This window comes from Streptomyces sp. NBC_00873, from assembly GCF_045207415.1.
Taxonomy (GTDB): domain Bacteria; phylum Actinomycetota; class Actinomycetes; order Streptomycetales; family Streptomycetaceae; genus Streptomyces.
Window position 1 is genome coordinate 7,970,776 of sequence record NZ_CP108803.1, and the last position, 19,560, is coordinate 7,990,335.

The following is a 19,560-nucleotide window of genomic DNA, read 5'->3' on the forward strand; positions in this document are numbered from 1 at the left end:
CTGCTCTGTCGCCCCTTACGGCCGCCCCCGCCCGGGCCCGTACGCAGGTACGCACAGCAGCGTCGGGTGGAGCGGCAACCGCAGATCACCCATGGCCAGCGCCTCGGCGATGCGCAGGGAACCGGTCAGCGGATCACCCGAACCGGGGACCGTCCGCGCCTGCGGCAGTTGCCGGGCGAGCTCTTCACGCAGGGGTGCGAGGAGTGGATCGCCCATCCGGAACAAGCCACCCGTCAGAGCCACTTCGCACGGCTCGTCGGCCGCCCCGCCCTCCGGGCACACCGCGGCGGCCGCCTCCGCGATATGACCGGCGGCGTCCCGCAGAATGCCCGCGGCGACCGGATCGTCCCCGGCGCACGCGGCGACCTCGGGGGCGAACGAGGCCAGCAGCGCCGGGCGGTCGGTACGCGGATAGAGCAGACCGGGCAGCTCCGGCGCCGGACCGAACACCGCCTCCAGCCGGGCCAGCAGCGCGACCGAACCGCCGCGCCGCCCGTCATGGGCGCGCATCGCCGCATCGAGCCCGGCCCGCCCGATCCAGGCACCGCCGCCGCTGTCGCCGAGGAGATGACCCCAGCCGTCGGCCCGGCGCCAGCTCGTCAGATCCGTCCCCAGCGCGATCATGCCGGTGCCACCCGCGACGACGGCTCCCGGCCGCTGCCCGACCGCTCCCGCATACGCCGTCACCGCGTCGGCGGCCAGTGCCAGCAGCTGCACCCCGAGCGCCCGCTCCAGCGCCGCGGGCAGCTCCGCGCGCAGCTGGTCCCCGAGCGTCGCCATGCCGGCGGCGCCGATCGCCACGGCGACGACGGACGAGCCGGCGGCCGTCTTCGCCCGCTCCCCGGCCTGCGCCCGCAACTCGTCGACGGCGGGAAGCAGCTGCTCCAACAGGTGTCCGGCATCGATCCCGGCCGGACCGGTCCGCACCGGCTCGGCGCAGACCGCCGTCGCCACCGGCTTCTCGGCCCCGATCGCGCCGAGCGCCACCCGGAGCCCGGAACCGCCCGAGTCCACTCCGAGGACGTACGACCCCGCGGCGGCGGTCACGGCAGCTGCCAGTCGACCGGCCGGGCGCCCTGGCGCTCCAGCAGTTCATTGGCCCGGCTGAACGGCCGCGAGCCGAAGAACCCGCGGTCCGCGGACATGGGGGAGGGATGCGAGGACTCGATCGCCGGGAGCTCACCCAGCAGCGGCCGCAGATTGCGGGCGTCGCGCCCCCACAGGACGGACACCAGCGGTGTTCCGCGCGCCACCAGCGCCCGGATCGCCTGCTCGGTCACTTCCTCCCAGCCCTTGCCGCGATGCGCCGCCGGCCGACGGGGCGCCGTGGTCAGTGCCCTGTTGAGCAGCAGCACCCCCTGCCGGGTCCAGGGCGTCAGATCGCCGTTGGACGGCCGGGGCAGCCCCAGATCGGTGTGAAGCTCCCGGTAGATGTTCTCCAGGCTGCCCGGCAGCGGCCGGACCTCCGGCGCGACGGCGAAACTCAGCCCCACCGCATGTCCCGGTGTGGGGTACGGGTCCTGACCGACGATCAGGACCCGCACCTCGTCGAACGGCTGCTGGAACGCCCGCAGGACATTCTGCCCCGCAGGCAGATAGGTGCGCCCAGCGGCGATCTCCGCGCGCAGGAAGTCGCCCATCGCGGCGATGCGTTCGGCCACGGGTTCCAGGGCCTGCGCCCATCCCGGCTCGATGATTTCTTTCAACGGTCGTGCTGCCACGGGGCGCACTCTACTGCTCATACGACCGGGGTGATCAACCGCCGACGACTGCCGCCCGTACACAGAGGACGTCCGGCAGATGCGAGGCGAGCTGCTCCCAGCTGTCCCCGTCGTCCCCGCTCGCGTACACCTCGCCGTTGCGATTGCCGAAATAGACCCCCGCCGGATCGGCGTCGTCCGTGCAGAGGGCGTCGCGCAGCACCGTGCCGTAATGCATCTCCTCGGGCAGTCCGGTGGACAGCGGCTCCCAACTGTTGCCCGCGTCGCTCGTACGGAACACCCGGCAGCGGTGCTCGGCCGGCACGCGGTCGGCATCGGCGTTGATCGGGAAGATGTACGCCGTCTCCGCCCGGTGCGGATGCGCGGCCGCGGCGAAGCCGAAGTCGGAGGGCAGCCCCCCGCCGATGTCCGTCCAGTTGTCCCCGGAGTCGTCACTGCGGAACACACCCCAGTGGTTCTGGAGATAGAGCCGGTCCGGATCGACCGCATCCCGGGTGACCTTGTGGACGCACTGGCCGAACTCCGGGTTCGGATCCGGCAGGAAGACCGCCGACACCCCCTTGTTCGACGGGGCCCAGCTCGCTCCGCCGTCCTTGGTGCGGAACACCCCGGCCGTGGAGACCGCGACGGTCATCGCCTGGGCGTCCCTCGGATCGGTCAGGATCGTGTGCAGCCCCTCGCCGCCCCCGCCCGGGACCCACTTCGAGCGCGTCGGATGCTCCCACAGCGGGCGCACCAGCTCGAACGATTCCCCGCGGTCCTCGGAGCGGAACAGTGCGGCCGGCTCCGTCCCCGCGTACACGACATCCGGCGCCTCTGCCCCGGCCGGGTGCAGCTGCCAGACCCGCTCCAGCGAGGCCCCGGTGAACTGGGGGAATTTCACCGCCGGTTGCTTCGGCTCGACCCAGGTCGCGCCCAGATCGTCGGAGTGGAACACCGAGGGCCCCCAGTGCGCGCTGTCCCCGCCGACCAGCAGCCGGGGGGCCCGCCCGCGGGTGTCGATGGCGATGGAGTAGATCGCCTGCGCGTTGAAATGCGGGTCGCCGAACTCCCATGTGCCACGGCGTCTGCGGCCGATGAAGAGTCCTTTGCGGGTTCCCACAGTGAGCAGTACGTCGGACATCGCCGACACCTCCCGAAACGCCTTTGTGACGGATAGGGTCCAGTCTGCACCCGGCCACTGACAGTGGCGGGCAGAGTAGGCGTTTGCGCAGGTCGGACGGCGAGTGCGGGGGCGGGCGGCGATCCGGAACCCCGGGGCGCGGCCGACGCTGTCGGGGCACCCTTGACCGCCGTCCCGGGCGGGCCGTAACTTCCTGGCAGAAAGCGCTTGCCCATTCGGTGGGCCCTCGATCGGCCCCCCGACGAACAGCCGACGAACCGGACCGAGGAGCGCCCGTGGTGACCTTCGAAGGACTGCCCGGCGCCGTAGCCGTCTCCCACCTCAGGGTCTACGACTGGCCCACCGAGGACGGACTGCGCGGCGGCACGCCCCACCTCCATCTCACCTGTTCCGAGGGGTATGTGGTGGTCGGGGGCACAGGCTCGGTGCAGACGCTCACCAAGTCCGGCTTCCGGCAGACGCCCCTGGCCGCCGGTTCGCTGGTGTGGTTCACCCCCGGCACGATCCACCGGCTCGTCAACGACGCGGACTTGCGCATCGTCGTTCTCATGCAGAACAGCGGACTGCCCGAGGCGGGCGACGCCGTGCTCACCCTCCCGCCCCGCTTCCTGACGGACCCCGACACCTATCGCGCGGCCGTTGCTCTGCCCGTCGAGGGCTCCGAGCCGGAACAGGAAGGCGCCGCCCGTGCCCGCCGCGACCTTGCCATCCAGGGGTTTCTCGCGCTGCGCCGGGCCGCGGAGGCGGGCGACACCGAGCCGCTCGCCGCCTTCCACCGGGCGGCCGCCGCGCTCGTGAGGCATCGGACGGACGACTGGCGGGGGCGCTGGGAACAGGGCGCCGCCGCCGCGTCCCGGGCAACCGGTGAACAGCTCGACGCCCTGGCGCTCGGGGACGGCGGCCATCTCGCCGCTGCCTGTGTGCACGCCCAACAGCCTTCGGCCTACGGAAGGTTCGGGATGTGCGGCCGTCTCGACGTCTACAGCGGCTGAGTGTCCGTGGCCGCGGCCACGGTAAGGACCCGGGTAATGCTCCCGTCGTCCTCCGTCCTGTCCCGCACGTGCCGGAAGCCGATCCGGCCCAGCAGGGCGAGCGATGCGCTGTTCTCCGCGGCGACCGTCGCATGCACCTCGGTCAGCTTGAGGGTGGCGAACCCGTACGCGGTGACTGCCTGCGCGATCTCGGTCCCGAGTCCCTGCCCCCAGGAGTCCTGAGCCAGCGCGTAGACGATCTCGTGGCCATCCACGTCCGACGACGGCTTGATCTCCGCATGGCCGACGAACCGGCTGTCCTGTCGCACCACCCAGACGTCGAACAGATCCTGCGCGTACACCTTGCTGAAGATTCGCCCGAACAGGGCACGGTCCTCGGTCTCCGCCGCGGGGCCGTCCCCCATCCACCGGGATACCCGGGTGTCCTGGAAGAGCGCCACGAAATCGTCCTCGTCGGCAGGTGCGTACGGTTCCAGGAGCAGCCGTGCTGTGTGCAGGGTTGGGGGCGTCATGCCGGTCGACCGTACACACACCCCCTGCGACCGGCAACGGAATACGGCATTCGGCGACCCCGGACGCCGAGGTTGCTGTGCTCGAGGGGACGGCCGGAAGCTTGCCGAGGCACACGTCCCGGGTGGGCTTGTGCCGCGACTCCTGCACCGTGAGGTGCCGGTTCATCCGGCGACGGCGCTCCTGACGGTGCGCTCAGAGACCCAGAGCCTCGTCGGTCCACTCGAATGACGGCGCACCACTCGTGCCCGGTGTCTGTTCGGACCAGATGACCTTGCCCTCGGCTGTGTAGCGAGTGCCCCAGCGATCGGCGAACTGGGCGACGAGATACAGGCCGCGGCCACCCTCGTCCATCGTCGACGCATAGCGCAGATGCGGCGCGGTACTGCTGGAGTCGGACACCTCGCAGATCAGGGCGCGGCTGTGCAGCATCCGGACCCTGATGGGAGGGGCGCCGTAGCGTATGGCGTTGGTGACCAGCTCGCTGAGGATCAGTTCAGTGGCGAAGGTCTCTTCCTCCAGCCCACGGTCGCTGAGCCACTGGGACACGTCCTTGCGGACCCCGGCGACGGCCGACGGGTCGGGCTCGACGTCCCATTCGCCGACACGGGAGGGGGCGAGGATGCGGGTGGCGGCCACCAGGAGGACGGCGTCGTCACCCGGAGGGGTGGGCAGGAGCGCAGAGATCAGGTCGTCGCAGGTCTCCTCCGGGGTCCGGTGCTGTCCGGCCAGCGTTTCGCGCATCGTGTCGAGTCCGGTGTCGAGGTCCCGCTCGCGCGACTGGACGAGACCGTCGGTGTAGAGCACCAGACGGCTCCCTTCCGGCAGCGGCAACTCCACCGCCTCGAAGGGCAGTCCGCCGATGCCCAGGGGCAGGCCTGCGGGGACGTCGGGGAACTGCACCGTGCCGTCGGGCAGCACCAGGACGGGACCGGGATGGCCGGCCCGGGCGGCGGAGCAGGTGCCGGTCACCGGGTCGTAGACGGCGTACAGGCAGGTGGCCCCCGTGATCTCCGCGCGCCCGCCGTCGGCGTTCTCCGTCTGGTCGATGCCCGCGATCACTTCGTCGATGCGCGCGAGGAGCTCGTCGGCCGGAAGGTCCAATGCGGAGAAGTTGTGGACCGCGGTGCGCAGGCGGCCCATCGTCGCGGCGGCGTGCAGACCGTGCCCGACGACGTCACCGACGACCAACGCGACGCGGGCACCGGGCAGCGGAATGACGTCGAACCAGTCACCGCCCACCCCCGCCTGAGCCGGCAGATAGCGGTAGGCGACGTCGAGCGCGTCCTGTTCGGGCAGGTCGCGGGGCAGCAGGCTGCGCTGCAGCGTCACTGCCATTTCGTGCTCGCGGGTGTAGCGGCGGGCGTTGTCGACACAGACGGCCGCCCGGGCGACCAGTTCCTCGGCGAACGTCAGATCGTCCTCGTCGAAGGGGTCCGGATTCTCCGAGCGCCAGAAGTTCGCCATGCCCAGGACCGCACCGCGTGCGTGCAGCGGAATGGAGAGCAGGGAGTGGACACCGTACGCGATGATCCTCGCCGCCCGTTCGGGGTCGGCCCTCAGCCTGCCCGGTTCGGCGGACAGGTCCGGCACCAGCATGGTGTGCCCACGGATCAGTCCCAGGGCCGCCGGGCTGGTGGGAACGAACCCGACGACCCGCCCGATCGGGTAGAAGGGGTGATCTGCGCGCACGCCCGCCGCGGCTGTACGCCGCATGTTCAGCACGGTGCCGAGCGGCACCGACGGTTCCTCACCGCGCAGCACGGGCTCGGCGAGGTCGACCGAGGCGAAGTCGGCGAAACGGGGGACCACCACTTCGGCCAGTTCCTTCGCGGTCCGGGTCACATCCAGCGTCGTACCGATGCGCACACCGGCCGTGTGCAGCAGAAGAAGCCGCTCCCGTACCTCTGCGGCCCGGTCGGCGAGTGCGGCCAGTTCCGTCGTGTCCCGAAGGGTCGCGACCGTCCCGGCAGGTCCGCCGTGTTCGTCGGTGGGCCGCAGGTTCACGGCCAGCAGCCGGTCGCCGGCCAGGCGCACCTCGTCGGAGGCGGAGCGGCCCGAGGCGAGGAGTTCCGCGAGGGGAGGAGGCAGGCCGATGCCTGTCACCGGAAGTCCTTCGGCGCCCGCGGGCAGGCGCAGCAGGCGCCGGGCCTCGTCGTTGGCCAGCAGCAGTCGCCCGTTGCCGTCGATGATGAGGACACCTTCGCGTACGGAGTGCAGTACCGCGTCGTGATGCTCGTACAGCCGCGTCATCTCGGCGGGGCCGAGGCCGTGCGTCTGCCGCCGCAGACGCCGGCTGATCAGTGCCGCACCGCCGGAGGTGAGGGCAAATGCGCCCACCGCGGCGCCGATCAGCGCCGGCAGGTCGCGGTCGGCCAGTTTGTTCACTTTGTTGATCGTGATGCCCACGGACACCAGGCCGGCGGTCGAGCCGTCGGCCCTCGGTACGGGCACCACCGAGTTCACGGCCGGCCCCCGGCTCCCCGTGAAGGTACGGGTGAAGCCATGCCCGTGAAGCGCCTCCTTGTACGGGCCCAGGACGTGCTTGCCGATCAGCGCGGGATCGGGATGGGTGTAGCGGATACCGTGTATGTCGGTCACGACGACGGTATCGACGTGGGTGGTCTTCCGGATCTTCTCCGTGAGCGGCTGCAGCACAGCGGTGGGATTGGGGCTGTCCAGCGCCGTCACGATGCCGGGGGAGTGAGCGAACGCCTCGGCGACGGCGTACGAACTTCTCTCGGCTTCGTGAACGGCGGCCCGCCGACCCTGCACCACGAGCGAGAACGCCGCCGCGGCGACGAGCAGCACCACGAGCGCCAGTTCCAGCAGCAGCACTTCCGCGGCCACGCTGCGCACGCCGAGCAGGGTGCGGGTGCGCCCAGGTTTCGATTGTCGAAGCCTTGAAATATATCGACCAAAGCCACCCATAGCTCCTGTTTACCCGCTATGTCCATACAAAATGTCGCGCGTGTAGTGCCGGTACGCGGTCAGGCTGCGGCCTTCATCATGGGGGCGGCGCATGTTCGACGAAGGGGAACTCGGCCGGCCCGGCCCGCCGCCCTTCCGCGCCGCCGTCTGCAAGCTGACCCACCCCCCGAAACCCCTGCTGGGTCAGACAGGGCGGCGCCAGCTGACCCGGCCGTTCGGGACCGCCCCGGTGGACCCCGGCGTCGCCGCCGTCTCCCTGGCCCGGGCCCAGGCCCGGATCGTGGAGGCCGGACGGTTCGGCATCCCGGCGCTCGCCCACGAGGAGTGCCTCGCGGGCTTCACCGCCTGGGGCGCCACCGCCTACCCCGTACCGCTGTCCTGGGGAGCCGCCTGGAACCCGGAGTTGGTGACCGGGATGGCCCACCGGATCGGCCGCGACAGCGTACGGCGCACCACATCGGCCGGGCCGGTGTGCATGTGCTGAAATTCTGGATGGTCGACCCGACGGTGGTGCTGCCCAACCTGGTGGTCGACACCGGCGGCCTCAAGCCCAGCTACCTGGGCCCGCCGGAGAGCCTCCGGCTGAAGTGAGCCGTGGGACGGGCAAGGGGAGAGCAGAGCGATGAAGAGTGAGATCGAGGACACCGACGGACGCGGTGCGACCCTGGGCGTGACCCCCGTTGCGGCGGGGGTCGAGGTCCGGGCAGCGGGTCCGTCGGGGGAGCTCTCACTGATCTGCACTCCTGCCCGGGCCCGGGAGCTGGCTGCGGCTCTCGCCCGTGCGGCGGACGAGGTGGAGAGCGCGCAGTCGGCTGAGCCCGTGACGGTCAAGGCGGGGGAGCTGCGTCGCGGCGATGTGCGGGACGGCGACCGGGCCATGACCGTGGAAGCGGTCAAGGCCGACGGGGTCAGGGCCCACATCACCTGGAAGTCGGGTGCCGGACGCAGCTGGACCCAGGGTTACGACGCCGATGCGGAGATCACGCTGCGGCGCCGCGGCTGAATCCTGAAGGACTGACCCACCCGTGCATGAGGCCCCTCCTGAAGGGCGTATCTCGAAGTCCATTGCATCCCCTGAGCTGGGGTGTTGCAACGACCACTAGAACTCAAGGAAGCCGGGGGGCCTCATGCACGGGTGTCTCGTTGTACGAGAACCTTCGTAATTTGACGGATCTCGTACTACGAGATGTATCGTACTAGCGATCCTGCCGTTCCCGGCGAAACGGAGTCTGCCGTGAGTGTCCTTTTCGAGCCCTGCACCCTGAGATCGCTTGTCATACCCAATCGGGTGTGGATGGCGCCCATGTGCCAATACAGCGCGGAACCGGTGGGACCGGAGACCGGCGTCGCGACCGACTGGCACTTCGCCCACCTCGCGGCGCGCGCGATCGGCGGCACCGGTCTCATCCTCACCGAGGCGACGGCCGTCAGCCCCGAAGGCCGGATCAGCCCCGCCGACCTCGGGATCTGGAACGACACCCAGGCGGCAGCCTTCCGGCGGATCACCGACTTCATCAGGAGCCAGGGCTCGATCGCAGGCATTCAGCTCGCCCACGCCGGCCGCAAGGCATCGACGGCGGCGCCCTGGCTGGGCGGCGGTCCCGTCGGACCCGACGAGCACGGCTGGCAGCCCGTCGCCCCCAGCCCGCTCCCGTTCGACGAGGGTCACCCCGTACCGCACGAGTTGACCGTGGACGAGATCCACGGCGTCGTCGAGCAGTTCCGCGAGGCCGCCCACCGTGCCCGCGAGGCCGGCTTCGATGTCGCCGAGGTGCACGGCGCCCACGGATATCTCATCGGACAGTTCCTGTCCCCGCACAGCAACCGGCGCTCGGACGAGTACGGCGGCAGCTTCGAGAACCGCGTCCGGTTCGCTCTCCAGGTCGTCGACGCCGTGCGCGACGTGTGGCCCGAGGATCTGCCCGTTTTCTTCCGGATCTCGGCGACCGACTGGCTCACGGAGAACGACGAGGACGACCGCGAGGGCTGGACCGTCGACGAGACGGTACGGCTGGCCAAGGAGTTGCAGGCGCACGGCGTCGACCTGCTGGACGTCTCCAGCGGTGGCAACGCACCGGGCGTCCGCATGACGACCGGGCCGGGATACCAGGTTCCGTTCGCCGCCCGGGTACGGGAGGAGACCTCGCTCCCCGTCGCCGCCGTCGGTCTGGTCACCGAGCCGCAGCAGGCCGAGAAGATCGTCGCCGACGGGCAGGCGGACGCCGTCCTCCTCGGGCGGGAGCTGCTGCGGCACCCGTCATGGGCGCAGCATGCGGCGCGCGAACTGAGCGGTGAGGTCCACGGGCCCGATCAGTACCTGAGCGCAGTCTGAGGTTCCGTCAGTGCTGCTGTGCGCGGAAGAGGTCGCGAAGCAACGCGATCTCGGCCCCGTGGTGCAGCAGTTCCTGATTGACCCACCAGACCGTTTCGATGAACGGGTCCTCCGGGTCACTGCCATGCGGGTACGTGCTGTGTCCCACTGTGTCCAGCGCGGTGTCGTCGGTGCTCAGCAGAGCCTCCCGCCAGGCGCTGGCACTGGTATCGAAGTCGGCGATCGCCCCTGCGGCGTCCCCGGCGGCGTGGTAGTCGTCCCGGGTCAGGGTGTGGCTGCCGTTCGTGTGGTCGGCGCGGAGGGCCAGCATCTCGCTGACATGGCTCAACCGCCAGGCGAGGGTGGTGAACGGCGGCGGTGTGGGGTGCGGCGCGTGCGACGAGTCGCGCCCCCAGTCGCCCGCACCGACCAGGAGGGTCGCGCCCTTCCCGGGTCCGTCCGCGCGGCGGCGTACCGACCAGCAGTCCGGCACCGGCTCCCAGAGGTACTCCGCGTCGGTCATGGGCGGGACTTCGACGTCCGTGCCGTTGCCGCTGTCCATGACCGGGCCGGCCAGGCGGTCGGCCAGGCGCCCCCGCGCGAAGTCGAACTGCTGAAGCAGGGGGATCAGGCGGGGTGGTGTCGCCATCGGACGCTCCTGTGGTGGCCCGGCGGGGCCTCGGGGGCAAGGGCTGAACTGCTCAATCGGGGCGAGGGTGTCACAGCGCGCGCGAGAGCGCGCCCCATTTTTTCCGGGGGAGCGGCGGCCACTTCTCGCGCGGCATACTGCCGCGCTGTTCTCCGACGCCGACCGGACATCCCGCCTCGCCGGCCGAGAGGCCGGACCTGCTCAGCGGCGGACCGGCTTCCGGACAGCAACCGCGTTCGCGCCGTCGTGAAACTCGTGTCAGAGGGTGACAGCCGCACCCGGGCGCTGTACAGGGCAGAAGCCGTCCTGACGCGTCAGCCGTGCGGCAAAGTACGATGAGTCTCGTACCATAAGGTGCCCGTTCGAAACGACGTCAGGGGAGTCACCGTGACCGCCACCAGCGCCGCCGCCGCTCGTGTCGCCGCCGCCCCGGCTGCCGGCGCCCGTGTACTCGCCCACCCCGCACGCGAGGAGATCCGTATCGAGGCGGTGCTCCACGCGCTCTCCGACCCGATGCGGCTGCAGGTGGTCCGTGAGCTGGCCGCCGCCGAGGACGAACTCACCTGCTCCCGTATCGAACTGCCGGTGTCCAAGTCCACGACCACGCACCACTTCCGGGTGCTGCGCGAGAGCGGCATCGTCAGTCAGACCTACCGGGGCACCGCCAAGATGAACGGGCTGCGCCGCGACGATCTGGACACGCTCTTCCCGGGGCTGCTCGACGCGATTCTCGCCGCCGCGAACCAGCAGGCGGACCGGCTCGGCGAAGACTGATCCCCGGAGCGGTTCAGACCGGCCGGCAATTGGGGGGCGGCGTCACGGGGCTGGGGCACGCACCTCGCGGCGTTGTCGTCAATCACCATGGCTCCGCCATGACTCAATCCTCCGCCTTGCGATGCACGCACCCCAGCCCCGCTCCTTCACCCACCCCCCAATTGCCGGCCGGTCTCAGCGGCGGTCGCCGTGTGCGGCCTGCAGGAGCCCCGCCCAGTCCGGGATCTTCACCGGCCCTCGGCCGAGCGACTGCCCGAGTGCTGCCTCAGCCCGCTCGATCGACAGCCAGCCGTCCCATTCCACCGGCCGCAGCCCCCACGCCCGCAGCGCGGCCACCGGATCGGGGGCCGACGGCCGCCCCTCGAGCAGTGGCGCATCGTCCAGCAGCGATGTGACCGTCTCCTTCGCGCACGGCCGGTTCGAGCCGATCACTCCGGTCGGCCCCCGCTTGATCCACCCCGCGACATACTCCCCGGGTGACGGCACGCCGTCCCGCAGCACCCGCCCCGCCAGGTGGGGCACGGTACCGCGGGCCGGATCGAACGGCAGACCGGGCAGCGGCAGCCCGCGATAGCCGACGGCCCGCAGGACGAGCTGGGCGCCGATCTCCTCGTACATACCGGTGTCCTGTACGCCTCCGCTGCCGTCCGGCGCGGTACGTGCGAACCGGACCCCGGCGACCCGCCCGTCCCGTTCGAGGAGCTCGACGGGACGCAGAAAGAACCGCAGGTGGATCGTGCGCATCGAGTCCGGCCCGGTGGCAGGGACACCGGCCTCGGCCCACCCGCGCAGCACCTCGATATTGCGCCGCACCACCGCTGGCAGCGGCACCGGTGAATCCGCCGGCGCCCCGACGGGGGCGTACGCCGGATCGCGGGCAAGCTCCGCCCCGTCCACCACGATCCGCGCCCCCGGCAGCCCGCCCAGCTCGCGCAGCTCCTTGGTGGTGAACCTGGCCTGCGACGGTCCCCGCCTGCCCGCCATGTGCACCTCGTGCACCCGGCTGCCGGCCAGCGCGCCGAGCGCCGGGTGGGGCACATCGGTGGGCCGCAGTTCCTCGGCGCCGCGCGAGAGGATCCGCGCCACGTCGACCGCGACATTGCCGACCCCGATCACCACGGCCGAACGGGCCTGCAACGCAAAGCTGTTGGCAGCCGCATCGGGGTGTGCGCTGTACCAGGAGACGAACTCGGTCGCCGAGTGGCTGCCGGGCAGATCCTCGCCGGGAATGCCGAGACCGCGGTCGGTCGCCGCCCCGACGCAGTAGACCACCGCATGGTAGAGCTCGCTCAGCCGCTCGGGTGGCAGCCCGTCCCCGCCCACCTGGACATGGCCGAGAAAGGTGATCCGCTCGTGCTCCAGGACGGTCCGCAGACTGTTCTGCAGCGACTTGATCTTCTCGTGGTCGGGGGCGACGCCGTACCGCACGAGGCCGTACGGGCAGGGCAGCCGGTCCAGCACGTCCACCCGGACATCCGGCACCCGGGACTGCTCGACCAGAGACTGGGCGGTGTAGACCCCGCTGGGTCCGGAGCCGACGACGGCGACACGGAGCACGGTGCACCTCTTCCCGGAAGGTGACTCCAGCATCCCACCGGTCGGCGGAGCAGGGGAGAGGTGCGGCCGCGCGGCGCGTCAGGAGGACAGTGCGCGCATCCGGTCGATCTCGACCGTCTGCTGGGCGACGACATCGCCCGCCATCTCCTCGACCTGAACGTTGTTCCCCTCCGAGAGGGCCTCGGTCGCCATCGTGATCGCTCCCTGGTGGTGGGTGATCATCAGCTGCAGGAACAGCTTGTCGAAGGCCTTGCCCTCTGCCGCCCGCAACTCCTTCAGCTGCGCCTCCGTCGCCATGCCGGGCATCCCGGCGTGGTCGTGACCGCCCGCGTGTTTCTCGCCGCCGTTGTGCGTGAGCCATCCCTCCATGGCGCCGATCTCCGGCTTCTGCGCTGCGGAGATGCGCTCGGCAAGTCGCTTGACCGGGGCGGACGAGGAACGGGACGGCACCAGGGCGGTCAACTCCAGTGCCTGGGCGTGGTGCTGGATCATCAGCTGTACGTAGCGGAAATCGGCCGAGTTGGGGGTGTCGTCCCCGGCAGCCTTCGCGGCTTCCTCGACGGACAGGGTCTGCGCGGGCTCGCCCGGCTTCCCCGGTGCCACGACCGAAGGACCCCCTCCTGTACGCGCGTTGGCGTCATGGCCGCCACCGTCCGCATCGCACGCGGCGAGGGAGAGTACGGCGGTCGCCACGGCAGCGACGACTACGGATCTGTGCACATACGCGACCTGACGGAAAATCAACAAGGCTGCCTCCACTGCCACATGAGGTCGTAGCGGGTCATTTGGCGCACATCCGCAACCTCAGGGGTCGGTAACTTTCATTACGTTGCTGTTGCCATCTGTTGGGATGCCCATGGGAAGGACGATACTGCCGGGGTCAGTCAACCGTTCAACCACGCTTTGGTACAGGGAAGGAAGCAGTGACTTCGTTGCACACCACCCAAGTGCGGCGCAGACGTCTGGGTGTGGCGGCAGCCGCGGCCGGACTCTTCGCCACTCTGCTGACGGCCGGACCGGCGGCCGCAACGCCCGACCCCGGTGATTCACCCGCCACTCGCACCGGTCTCTCCGCAAGCCAGGAGGCCGCCGCCACGGCCGCCATCGAGGATGGCGAGATACCCGGCGTGGACGAGATCGTCCACAGCGACAACATCACCCCGGTGGCCAACGTCCCGAAGGACGCACTCAAGGGTCTCAACACGGACCTGGCCTTCCAGGGGAAGTACGCATTCGCCGGGAATTACGACGGCTTCCGGATCTACGACATCAGCAACCCGAGTTCCCCGCAGACCGTCGCCCAGGTGCTCTGCCCCGGATCCCAGAACGACGTCTCGGTCTCCGGGAACCTGCTGTTCCTGTCCACCGACTCCTCGCGCAACGACAACTCGTGCGCCAGCACCACCCAGCCCGCCACGGAGAAGTCCTCCTGGGAGGGCATGAAGATCTTCGATATCAGCGACAAGCGCAACCCGAAGTACGTCGCCGCCGTCGAGACCGCCTGCGGCTCGCACACCCACACGCTGGTTCCGGAGCGCAACAGCGTGTACATATACGTCTCCTCGTACTCGCCGAGCGAGGCGTTCCCGGACTGCCAGCCGCCGCACGACGGGATCTCCGTCATCAAGGTGCCACGCAAGGCGCCCGAGCAGGCCGCGGTCGTGAACTTCCCGGTGCTCTTCCCGGACGGCGGCAACCCGGGCGCGCCCACCAACCCCGGCGTCTCGAAGACGACCGGCTGCCACGACATCACGGTGCTGCCGTCGAAGGACCTGGCCGCCGGGGCCTGCATGGGGGACGGCCTGCTGTTCTCCATCGAGGACCCGGAGAACCCGAAGATCATCGACCGGGTTCAGGACAATGTGAACTTCGCGTTCTGGCACTCGGCGACGTTCAACCAGAAGGCGGACAAGGTCGTCTTCACCGATGAGCTCGGCGGAGGTGGCGCGGCCACCTGCAACAAGGAGATCGGGCCGAAGCGCGGCGCGGACGGCATCTACGACATCGTCGGCAAGGGTGACCACCGCAAGCTTGTCTTCCGCAGCTACTTCAAGATCGACCGCCCGCAGGCCGCCACCGAGGTCTGCGTCGCCCACAACGGTTCGATCATCCCGGTCAAGGGCCGCGACCTGATGGTCCAGGCCTGGTACCAGGGCGGAGTCTCGGTATGGGACTTCACCGACTCCTCGGCGCCCAAGGAGATCGCGTTCTTCGAGCGTGGTCCCGTCAACCTGAACGCCGTCACCACGGCCGGTCCCTGGTCGGCGTACTACTACAACGGATACATCTACTCCAACGACATCGCCAAGGGCTTCGACGTCCTGAAGCTCGACGACCCGCGGACCGACCCGGCGAAGCGCGTGCGGATGCCGGAGCTCAATGTGCAGACGCAGCCGGACTACTTCGACAACTGATCCGGCTGTGCAGGTATCGCCGGACCCGTGGGCTCACGGCGCGTTCCCGCCGGGCGGATCCTCGCCCGGCGGGACACGGCGAGCAGCCCGGCGTGGTGCACGGCCTCATTGACCGATGCGCCGCGCGGGCACATGCTGAACCGTTCCTGGGCAGTGAGCAGGAGTGAGTCCCGGCTCACCGGTACGCCCCGAACGGTCTTGGGCGCACTGGTCCTCCGCTTTCGCGTCCCGGTCGGCGACGCATATCCCGTATGCGGTCCGTCCCGGGCGGGCGGAATTCCTACGACCTGGCCATGTGGGTGTGGCCGGAGGCGACGGGGAGGCCCCGAACGATCTCGCTGGTGATACGGGGGCCCCGACTGCTGACGCCACACCCGGCGTCCCAGATCGCACCGAGAACGCTACGCACACCCCGCCGGGCGTACCCGCAGCTCGGCACACCGTTCACCCAATCGTGTCCACGTTCGCCAAAACGATGTGCTTGCCCAGCAGTTGTGAACCCCTGCGTTGACCGGTTCGTGCCGTCCGTCATCAACACGGCCCCCGACCGATGCCCGACGGGCCAGGTCGACCGGGGTGGCTGCCTGGTTCCGGCGACGCAGGGGATCGCCGGGATCGGCCGTTCCTGGCCACTCCCTACCGCGGGGGAGGCCGTTACGCGGCAGACCTCGCGCTCCCGCCGGTCACAGCGGCCCACTCCACCAGGAGTCGCTGGTACTCCTCCTCGTCGTCCGGGGACAAGCATCCGCCGGAGCGTTGCCACAGGTCGCGAATCTCTTCATTCACCACGGCGGCGGAGCGCACGGAATCAGATGAGCGGGGAGAACGGGACATGCCACCAGGCTAAGGCCCTGGTGTGACAATCGGACCCATTGGGCGTCAGGGACATCTCTCACATGTCCCTCCGCGGGATCACGGAATGAGCCCGAGTGCCCGTAGCCCGCCCGGCCGTTCCTCCACCGGTAGATGGTCGACGAAGCGCACGTCACACCCCAGTGCGGCCGCTCCGCCATCCGCGTGTCGATCGTCACCCACCATGACCACATCCTTCGGATCCTGGCCGATAAGTGTGCAGGCGGTGTGAAAAAGATGTGGATGCGGCTTCTGGATCCCGTGCTCGTACGAGAGGACATAGGCGTCGACCAGAGCGTCGAGACCATGGGCGCGGAAGATCGGCCGCAGGTCCCAGCCGACGTTGCTGACCACGCCGACCCGGATCCCGCCCGCACGCAGCGCCCCCAGCACCTCCGCCGCGTCCGGGTACGGCTGCCACGCCGTCGGCGACATGTGCCGGTCGTAGAGCGCCTCGTACAGCCCCGGATCCGGCAGGGCGACCTGGCGGGCCAGCCCCGTATACACCTCACGGTGCCGTTCCGTATTCTCGTCGCGCGTAGCCCACGCCGCGGCAAGCCGGTCGGGAACGTGCTGCGGCGTCGGGCCGCCCGGCAGCGCCCCGGCGGCCGTCAGGTCCGCCACGTACCGCTCGAAGTCGGCATCGGCCACGGTCATGTCCCGCTCGGCGAGGACCGCCGAAAGCCAGGACCGGACGGGTTCGATACAGAAGAGGGTCCCGGAGAAGTCGAAGAGCACACCCTTGATCACCATGGGTCCGATCCTCGCCGGTTCAGGAGCGTTGCGGCAAGGCCGCCCGTTCCCGCCCCTCGTACCGGGCGAACACGGCGATCGAGAACGCGACCACCGCCGCGCCCAGCAGCCAGCCCCCCAGTACATCGGTCATCCAGTGCACCCCCAGATAGAGCCGGGTCACCCCCACGCCGATCACCGAGACCCACGCCACCGCGAGCGCGACGTGCCACACCCGCCGCCGCACGCCGTGCCGGTGCAGCAGCCACAGCAGCAGACCACAGCTCACCACCGCCGTCATGGCGTGACCGGACGGGAACGCCGCGTAGTGGGCCGAGTCCACCGGGTTCGGCCATTGAGGACGCTCCCGGCCGACCGCGGACTTCAGCCCCTGCTGCAGCAGGGTGGCGAACAGGCTCGTCGCCGCCACCCACCCCGCGAGCATCCGGGCCCCGCGCCACCACAGCCTCACCACGGCGAGCGCGATCAGGATGCGCATCGTCCAGGGGTCCCACACCCAGTCGGTCAGGATCCGGTTGATGTGCACGAGACCCGGCTCCGCCACCGCCCGCCGGTGCAGCGCGTCGGCGACCGTACGGTCCAGCGACATCAGCGGGGACCAGCGCAGGGCGACCAGGATCAGCAGCACCAGGGCAAGGGACCCGCACACGATGCCGGCTCCGAGAGCAGGCGAGCGGTCCGGCGGGGAGAGGGGCGGGGGCGCGGCTGTCGAGTGCATGGGGGTGATCCTTGCGGACGGACCACGACAACGGCTATCCCAGCGCGCTGAGTCCCGGCACGAAGGCGACCAGAAGCGGGACCACCGGCACCAGTGCAGCAGCCGCGGTCAGCCGCAGCCGCCGCCCCGCGGTGAGCCGCTCGACGGGGGACAGCAGCCGGTTCACGCGCAGTGGCAGCTCCGCGTCGGGCGTCGGGCAGGGGCCGAACACGCCCCGGTCCTCGTTCAGTTCGACCAGGGCGAGAGCGATCGTCAGCCGCCCGAAGCGCCGTGACGCCACATCGTCCGCTGCCAGTTCGACGAGCCGGTGCATCTCGTCGCGGAAAGCGGCGAACACCGGCACCTGGGGGAAGCCGTTCGCCAGCGCTGCAGAACAGTGCAGCAGCCAGTCGTGCCGTGCCTGCGCGTGCCCCTGTTCATGGGCCAGCACAGCATCCAGCTGACGGCCTTTCAGTCGACCAAGTGCCGCAGTAGTGATGACCAGTTGAGGTGCCGCACCGGGCAGCCACCAGGCGTCGGGGCGTTCACCCTCCAGCACCACGAGGCGGCCGCTCCCGGGCTCCTCGCCGGGCATCAACGGGGAACGGACCAGCAGTTCGGCCCGGCGCCGCCTGCGCCGCACCTGAGCCCGGCGGATCTCCCGTGTCAGCATTGCTGCGCTCCAAATACCACCCAGTGCCAGCAGAACGGCCATGACGGCGGACCACGGCCCGTACGCGGCCAGCGCGTACGCCTCCACCACGGCGTGCGGTGCGGGTGCGAACACCTGCCCGCGCACCGCCTGCCAGGCGGCGGCCGCGCTGAACGTCATGGAGAGTCCGAAGGACAGCAGCACCCCGGCCACCACGCACTGCCACACCCACAGCGCCACCACGGGCTCGCGCTCGGGCCACTCGGCCCGCGCCATCAGCCGCGGGGTCACGACGGCGGCCAGTGCACCGAGCAGCAGCAGCATGAGGGAGACCAACATGGCGTCAGCCTATGAGTGGCGCGGTACCCGCGGGTATGGCTGCGCTCGGCAAGTGATGTACGCCACGGTTGACCGCACCCCGTGTCTCACAGCGTGAGCAGCATCGCGAACATGGCGATCCCCATCGTCAGCCGGCAGGCCAGTGCCAGCTCCGGCCGTGCGCCCCAGCCTCCTCCCGTCGACCCCTCGGCCGGACCCGCGGCGGCGACCGGAATCAGCCGCGTCCCGGACCGCAGCACATAGGCCGCGTAATAGACCAGCAGCATCCCCGTCACCAGCGGCACGCCACCGGCGACCTGCGCCATCTGATGTCCGCCGTGCGCACCCTGCACACCGCCCGCACCGTGCGCCGCCGCGCCGCTGCTCGGCGCCATCACCAACGCCATGTACACCATCGCCAGTGAGCCGACCAGATGGTGCAGATGGTGCCCCTTGCGGCGGGCGAACCAGAGGGCGCGCAACGCGGCCGCGCCGAACAGCACCACGTACACAGCCCATCCCCACACGGGCGGCGGGAAGACCGCGGCGGGCGCCGCCATCGCGGCCATGCCGAAGCCCATGACCGCCTCGGCGCGCGCCGTTCTGCGCTCCTCCTCCGTCCCGCTGCGCATCCGCAGCAGGCAGTACGCGCCCGTGACCCCGCACAACGCCATCAGCAGCCAGCCGGACATCGCCGGTCCGTGCACAGCGCACCTCCCCAGGACGTACGACGTCGGTGTCGACTAGTCGATGCCCCGACCCAGCAGGTCGTACGCGGCGCACTGATGTACGAGGGGAGCGCGTGGAGGAAACCCGCAGAAGGACGTGGCCACTTGTGCGCCGTCGCGGGTCACTGTCCTCAAGGCCGATAGCGCAGCGGATGGTCCTGGGGCACTTCGACGACGGCGATCCGCACCCCGTCCGGATCGGAGATCCACATCTCCACGAGCCCCCACGGCTCGCGCACCGGTTGGCGTTCCACCTCGACGCCCCGGGCCGACAGCTCCTCGTACGCCGCCCGGACGTCCGCGACCTGCAGCCACAGCCGCAGCCCGGGCGAGCGCGGTGCGACGGAGCGCCCGGAGACCTCCAGGAAGCCGCCGCCCAGGAAGTACACCGTCCCGCGCTCGGGGCCGGCACCGAACTCCCGGTACACCGGCAGCCCGAGGGATTCTCCGTAGAACGTCCGTGACCGCTCGGGGTCGGTAGGGCTCAACAGGACCCGACTGCTCAGCACATGCACCATGGTCGAGACATTAAGCGCGGACCAGCGGGTTACTCTGCTGCGGCACGGCCCAGCAGAGAA

The 19,560-nt window shown here is 70.3% G+C and carries 19 protein-coding genes and 2 pseudogenes; 7 read left to right on the forward strand and 14 right to left on the reverse strand.

Going from position 1 to position 19,560, the window contains the following annotated elements:
• Positions 1-15: 15 nt before the first annotated feature.
• From OH809_RS36775 to OH809_RS36785, 3 genes are read right to left on the reverse strand one after another with little or no spacing between them, the layout of a single operon-like run.
• The gene (locus OH809_RS36775; RefSeq protein WP_406417008.1) at positions 16-1,047 is read right to left on the reverse strand and encodes an N-acetylglucosamine kinase; all 1,032 of its coding nucleotides are present in this window, start codon (positions 1,045-1,047) and stop codon (positions 16-18) included.
• Entirely contained in the window at positions 1,044-1,721 is a 678-nt protein-coding gene (locus OH809_RS36780; RefSeq protein ID WP_266988694.1) for a uracil-DNA glycosylase, read from the reverse strand. Before OH809_RS36780 ends, OH809_RS36775 begins: the two co-directional genes overlap by 4 nt.
• A gap of 34 nt (positions 1,722-1,755) precedes the next feature.
• Positions 1,756-2,844 carry a WD40/YVTN/BNR-like repeat-containing protein gene (locus OH809_RS36785; protein ID WP_406417006.1) on the reverse strand — a complete coding sequence of 363 codons (1,089 nt, stop codon included), beginning with the start codon at positions 2,842-2,844 and terminating at the stop codon, positions 1,756-1,758.
• A gap of 275 nt (positions 2,845-3,119) precedes the next feature.
• Here OH809_RS36785 and OH809_RS36790 point away from each other — a divergent pair, with 275 nt between their 5' ends.
• Positions 3,120-3,836, forward strand: a complete 717-nt coding sequence (locus OH809_RS36790) for a cupin domain-containing protein (RefSeq protein WP_406417004.1) — start codon at positions 3,120-3,122, stop codon at positions 3,834-3,836.
• Here OH809_RS36790 and OH809_RS36795 read toward each other — a convergent pair.
• Both OH809_RS36795 and OH809_RS36800 read right to left on the reverse strand, forming a co-directional pair.
• Positions 3,824-4,348: a GNAT family N-acetyltransferase gene (locus OH809_RS36795; RefSeq protein WP_406417002.1), complete on the reverse strand. Its 525-nt coding sequence runs from the start codon at positions 4,346-4,348 to the stop codon at positions 3,824-3,826. The two genes, OH809_RS36790 and OH809_RS36795, sit on opposite strands and share 13 nt — an antisense overlap.
• 193 nt (positions 4,349-4,541) lie before the next feature.
• On the reverse strand, positions 4,542-7,277 hold the full coding sequence (locus OH809_RS36800; protein WP_406417000.1) for a SpoIIE family protein phosphatase: 2,736 nt from the start codon (positions 7,275-7,277) through the stop codon (positions 4,542-4,544).
• 190 nt (positions 7,278-7,467) lie between these two features.
• Here OH809_RS36800 and OH809_RS36805 point away from each other — a divergent pair.
• From OH809_RS36805 to OH809_RS36820, 4 genes and pseudogenes are all read left to right on the forward strand, one after another.
• Positions 7,468-7,716: pseudogene (locus OH809_RS36805) on the forward strand (glycosyl hydrolase); the annotation flags it as partial.
• 17 nt (positions 7,717-7,733) lie between these two features.
• A pseudogene (locus OH809_RS36810) lies at positions 7,734-7,868 on the forward strand (hypothetical protein); the annotation flags it as partial.
• A gap of 31 nt (positions 7,869-7,899) precedes the next feature.
• The gene (locus tag OH809_RS36815) at positions 7,900-8,280 is read left to right on the forward strand and encodes a hypothetical protein (RefSeq protein WP_406416999.1); all 381 of its coding nucleotides are present in this window, start codon (positions 7,900-7,902) and stop codon (positions 8,278-8,280) included.
• A 231-nt stretch (positions 8,281-8,511) separates the two neighbouring features.
• Entirely contained in the window at positions 8,512-9,609 is a 1,098-nt protein-coding gene (locus tag OH809_RS36820) for an NADH:flavin oxidoreductase/NADH oxidase (protein ID WP_406416998.1), read from the forward strand.
• Positions 9,610-9,616: 7 nt separating this feature from the next.
• Here OH809_RS36820 and OH809_RS36825 read toward each other — a convergent pair whose 3' ends face one another.
• Positions 9,617-10,237, reverse strand: a complete 621-nt coding sequence (locus OH809_RS36825; protein ID WP_406416997.1) for a DinB family protein — start codon at positions 10,235-10,237, stop codon at positions 9,617-9,619.
• A gap of 387 nt (positions 10,238-10,624) precedes the next feature.
• On the opposite strand from OH809_RS36825, the gene OH809_RS36830 reads away from it, so the two are divergent.
• Entirely contained in the window at positions 10,625-11,011 is a 387-nt protein-coding gene (locus OH809_RS36830; protein WP_406416995.1) for an ArsR/SmtB family transcription factor, read from the forward strand.
• Positions 11,012-11,185: 174 nt separating this feature from the next.
• Here OH809_RS36830 and OH809_RS36835 read toward each other — a convergent pair whose 3' ends face one another.
• Entirely contained in the window at positions 11,186-12,568 is a 1,383-nt protein-coding gene (locus OH809_RS36835) for an FAD-dependent oxidoreductase (RefSeq protein WP_406416994.1), read from the reverse strand.
• 78 nt (positions 12,569-12,646) lie between these two features.
• Entirely contained in the window at positions 12,647-13,315 is a 669-nt protein-coding gene (locus OH809_RS36840; RefSeq protein WP_406416992.1) for a DUF305 domain-containing protein, read from the reverse strand.
• A 176-nt stretch (positions 13,316-13,491) separates the two neighbouring features.
• Between OH809_RS36840 and OH809_RS36845 the strand changes: the two genes are divergently transcribed.
• On the forward strand, positions 13,492-14,982 hold the full coding sequence (locus OH809_RS36845; protein WP_406416990.1) for an LVIVD repeat-containing protein: 1,491 nt from the start codon (positions 13,492-13,494) through the stop codon (positions 14,980-14,982).
• 654 nt (positions 14,983-15,636) lie between these two features.
• Here OH809_RS36845 and OH809_RS36850 read toward each other — a convergent pair.
• The 6 genes from OH809_RS36850 to OH809_RS36875 form a co-directional block, all read right to left on the reverse strand.
• On the reverse strand, positions 15,637-15,816 hold the full coding sequence (locus OH809_RS36850; RefSeq protein WP_358860614.1) for a hypothetical protein: 180 nt from the start codon (positions 15,814-15,816) through the stop codon (positions 15,637-15,639).
• A gap of 78 nt (positions 15,817-15,894) precedes the next feature.
• Positions 15,895-16,587: an HAD family hydrolase gene (locus OH809_RS36855; RefSeq protein WP_406416989.1), complete on the reverse strand. Its 693-nt coding sequence runs from the start codon at positions 16,585-16,587 to the stop codon at positions 15,895-15,897.
• 19 nt (positions 16,588-16,606) lie between these two features.
• On the reverse strand, positions 16,607-17,305 hold the full coding sequence (locus OH809_RS36860; protein ID WP_406416987.1) for a phosphatase PAP2 family protein: 699 nt from the start codon (positions 17,303-17,305) through the stop codon (positions 16,607-16,609).
• Between the two features lie 34 nt (positions 17,306-17,339).
• A complete protein-coding gene (locus tag OH809_RS36865) occupies positions 17,340-18,275 on the reverse strand; it encodes a M56 family metallopeptidase (RefSeq protein ID WP_406416985.1) in 936 nt (311 codons plus the stop codon).
• Between the two features lie 86 nt (positions 18,276-18,361).
• The gene (locus tag OH809_RS36870) at positions 18,362-18,961 is read right to left on the reverse strand and encodes a DUF5134 domain-containing protein (protein ID WP_406416983.1); all 600 of its coding nucleotides are present in this window, start codon (positions 18,959-18,961) and stop codon (positions 18,362-18,364) included.
• Between the two features lie 152 nt (positions 18,962-19,113).
• Entirely contained in the window at positions 19,114-19,500 is a 387-nt protein-coding gene (locus tag OH809_RS36875) for a VOC family protein (RefSeq protein WP_406416981.1), read from the reverse strand.
• Between the last annotated feature and the right edge of the window lie 60 nt (positions 19,501-19,560).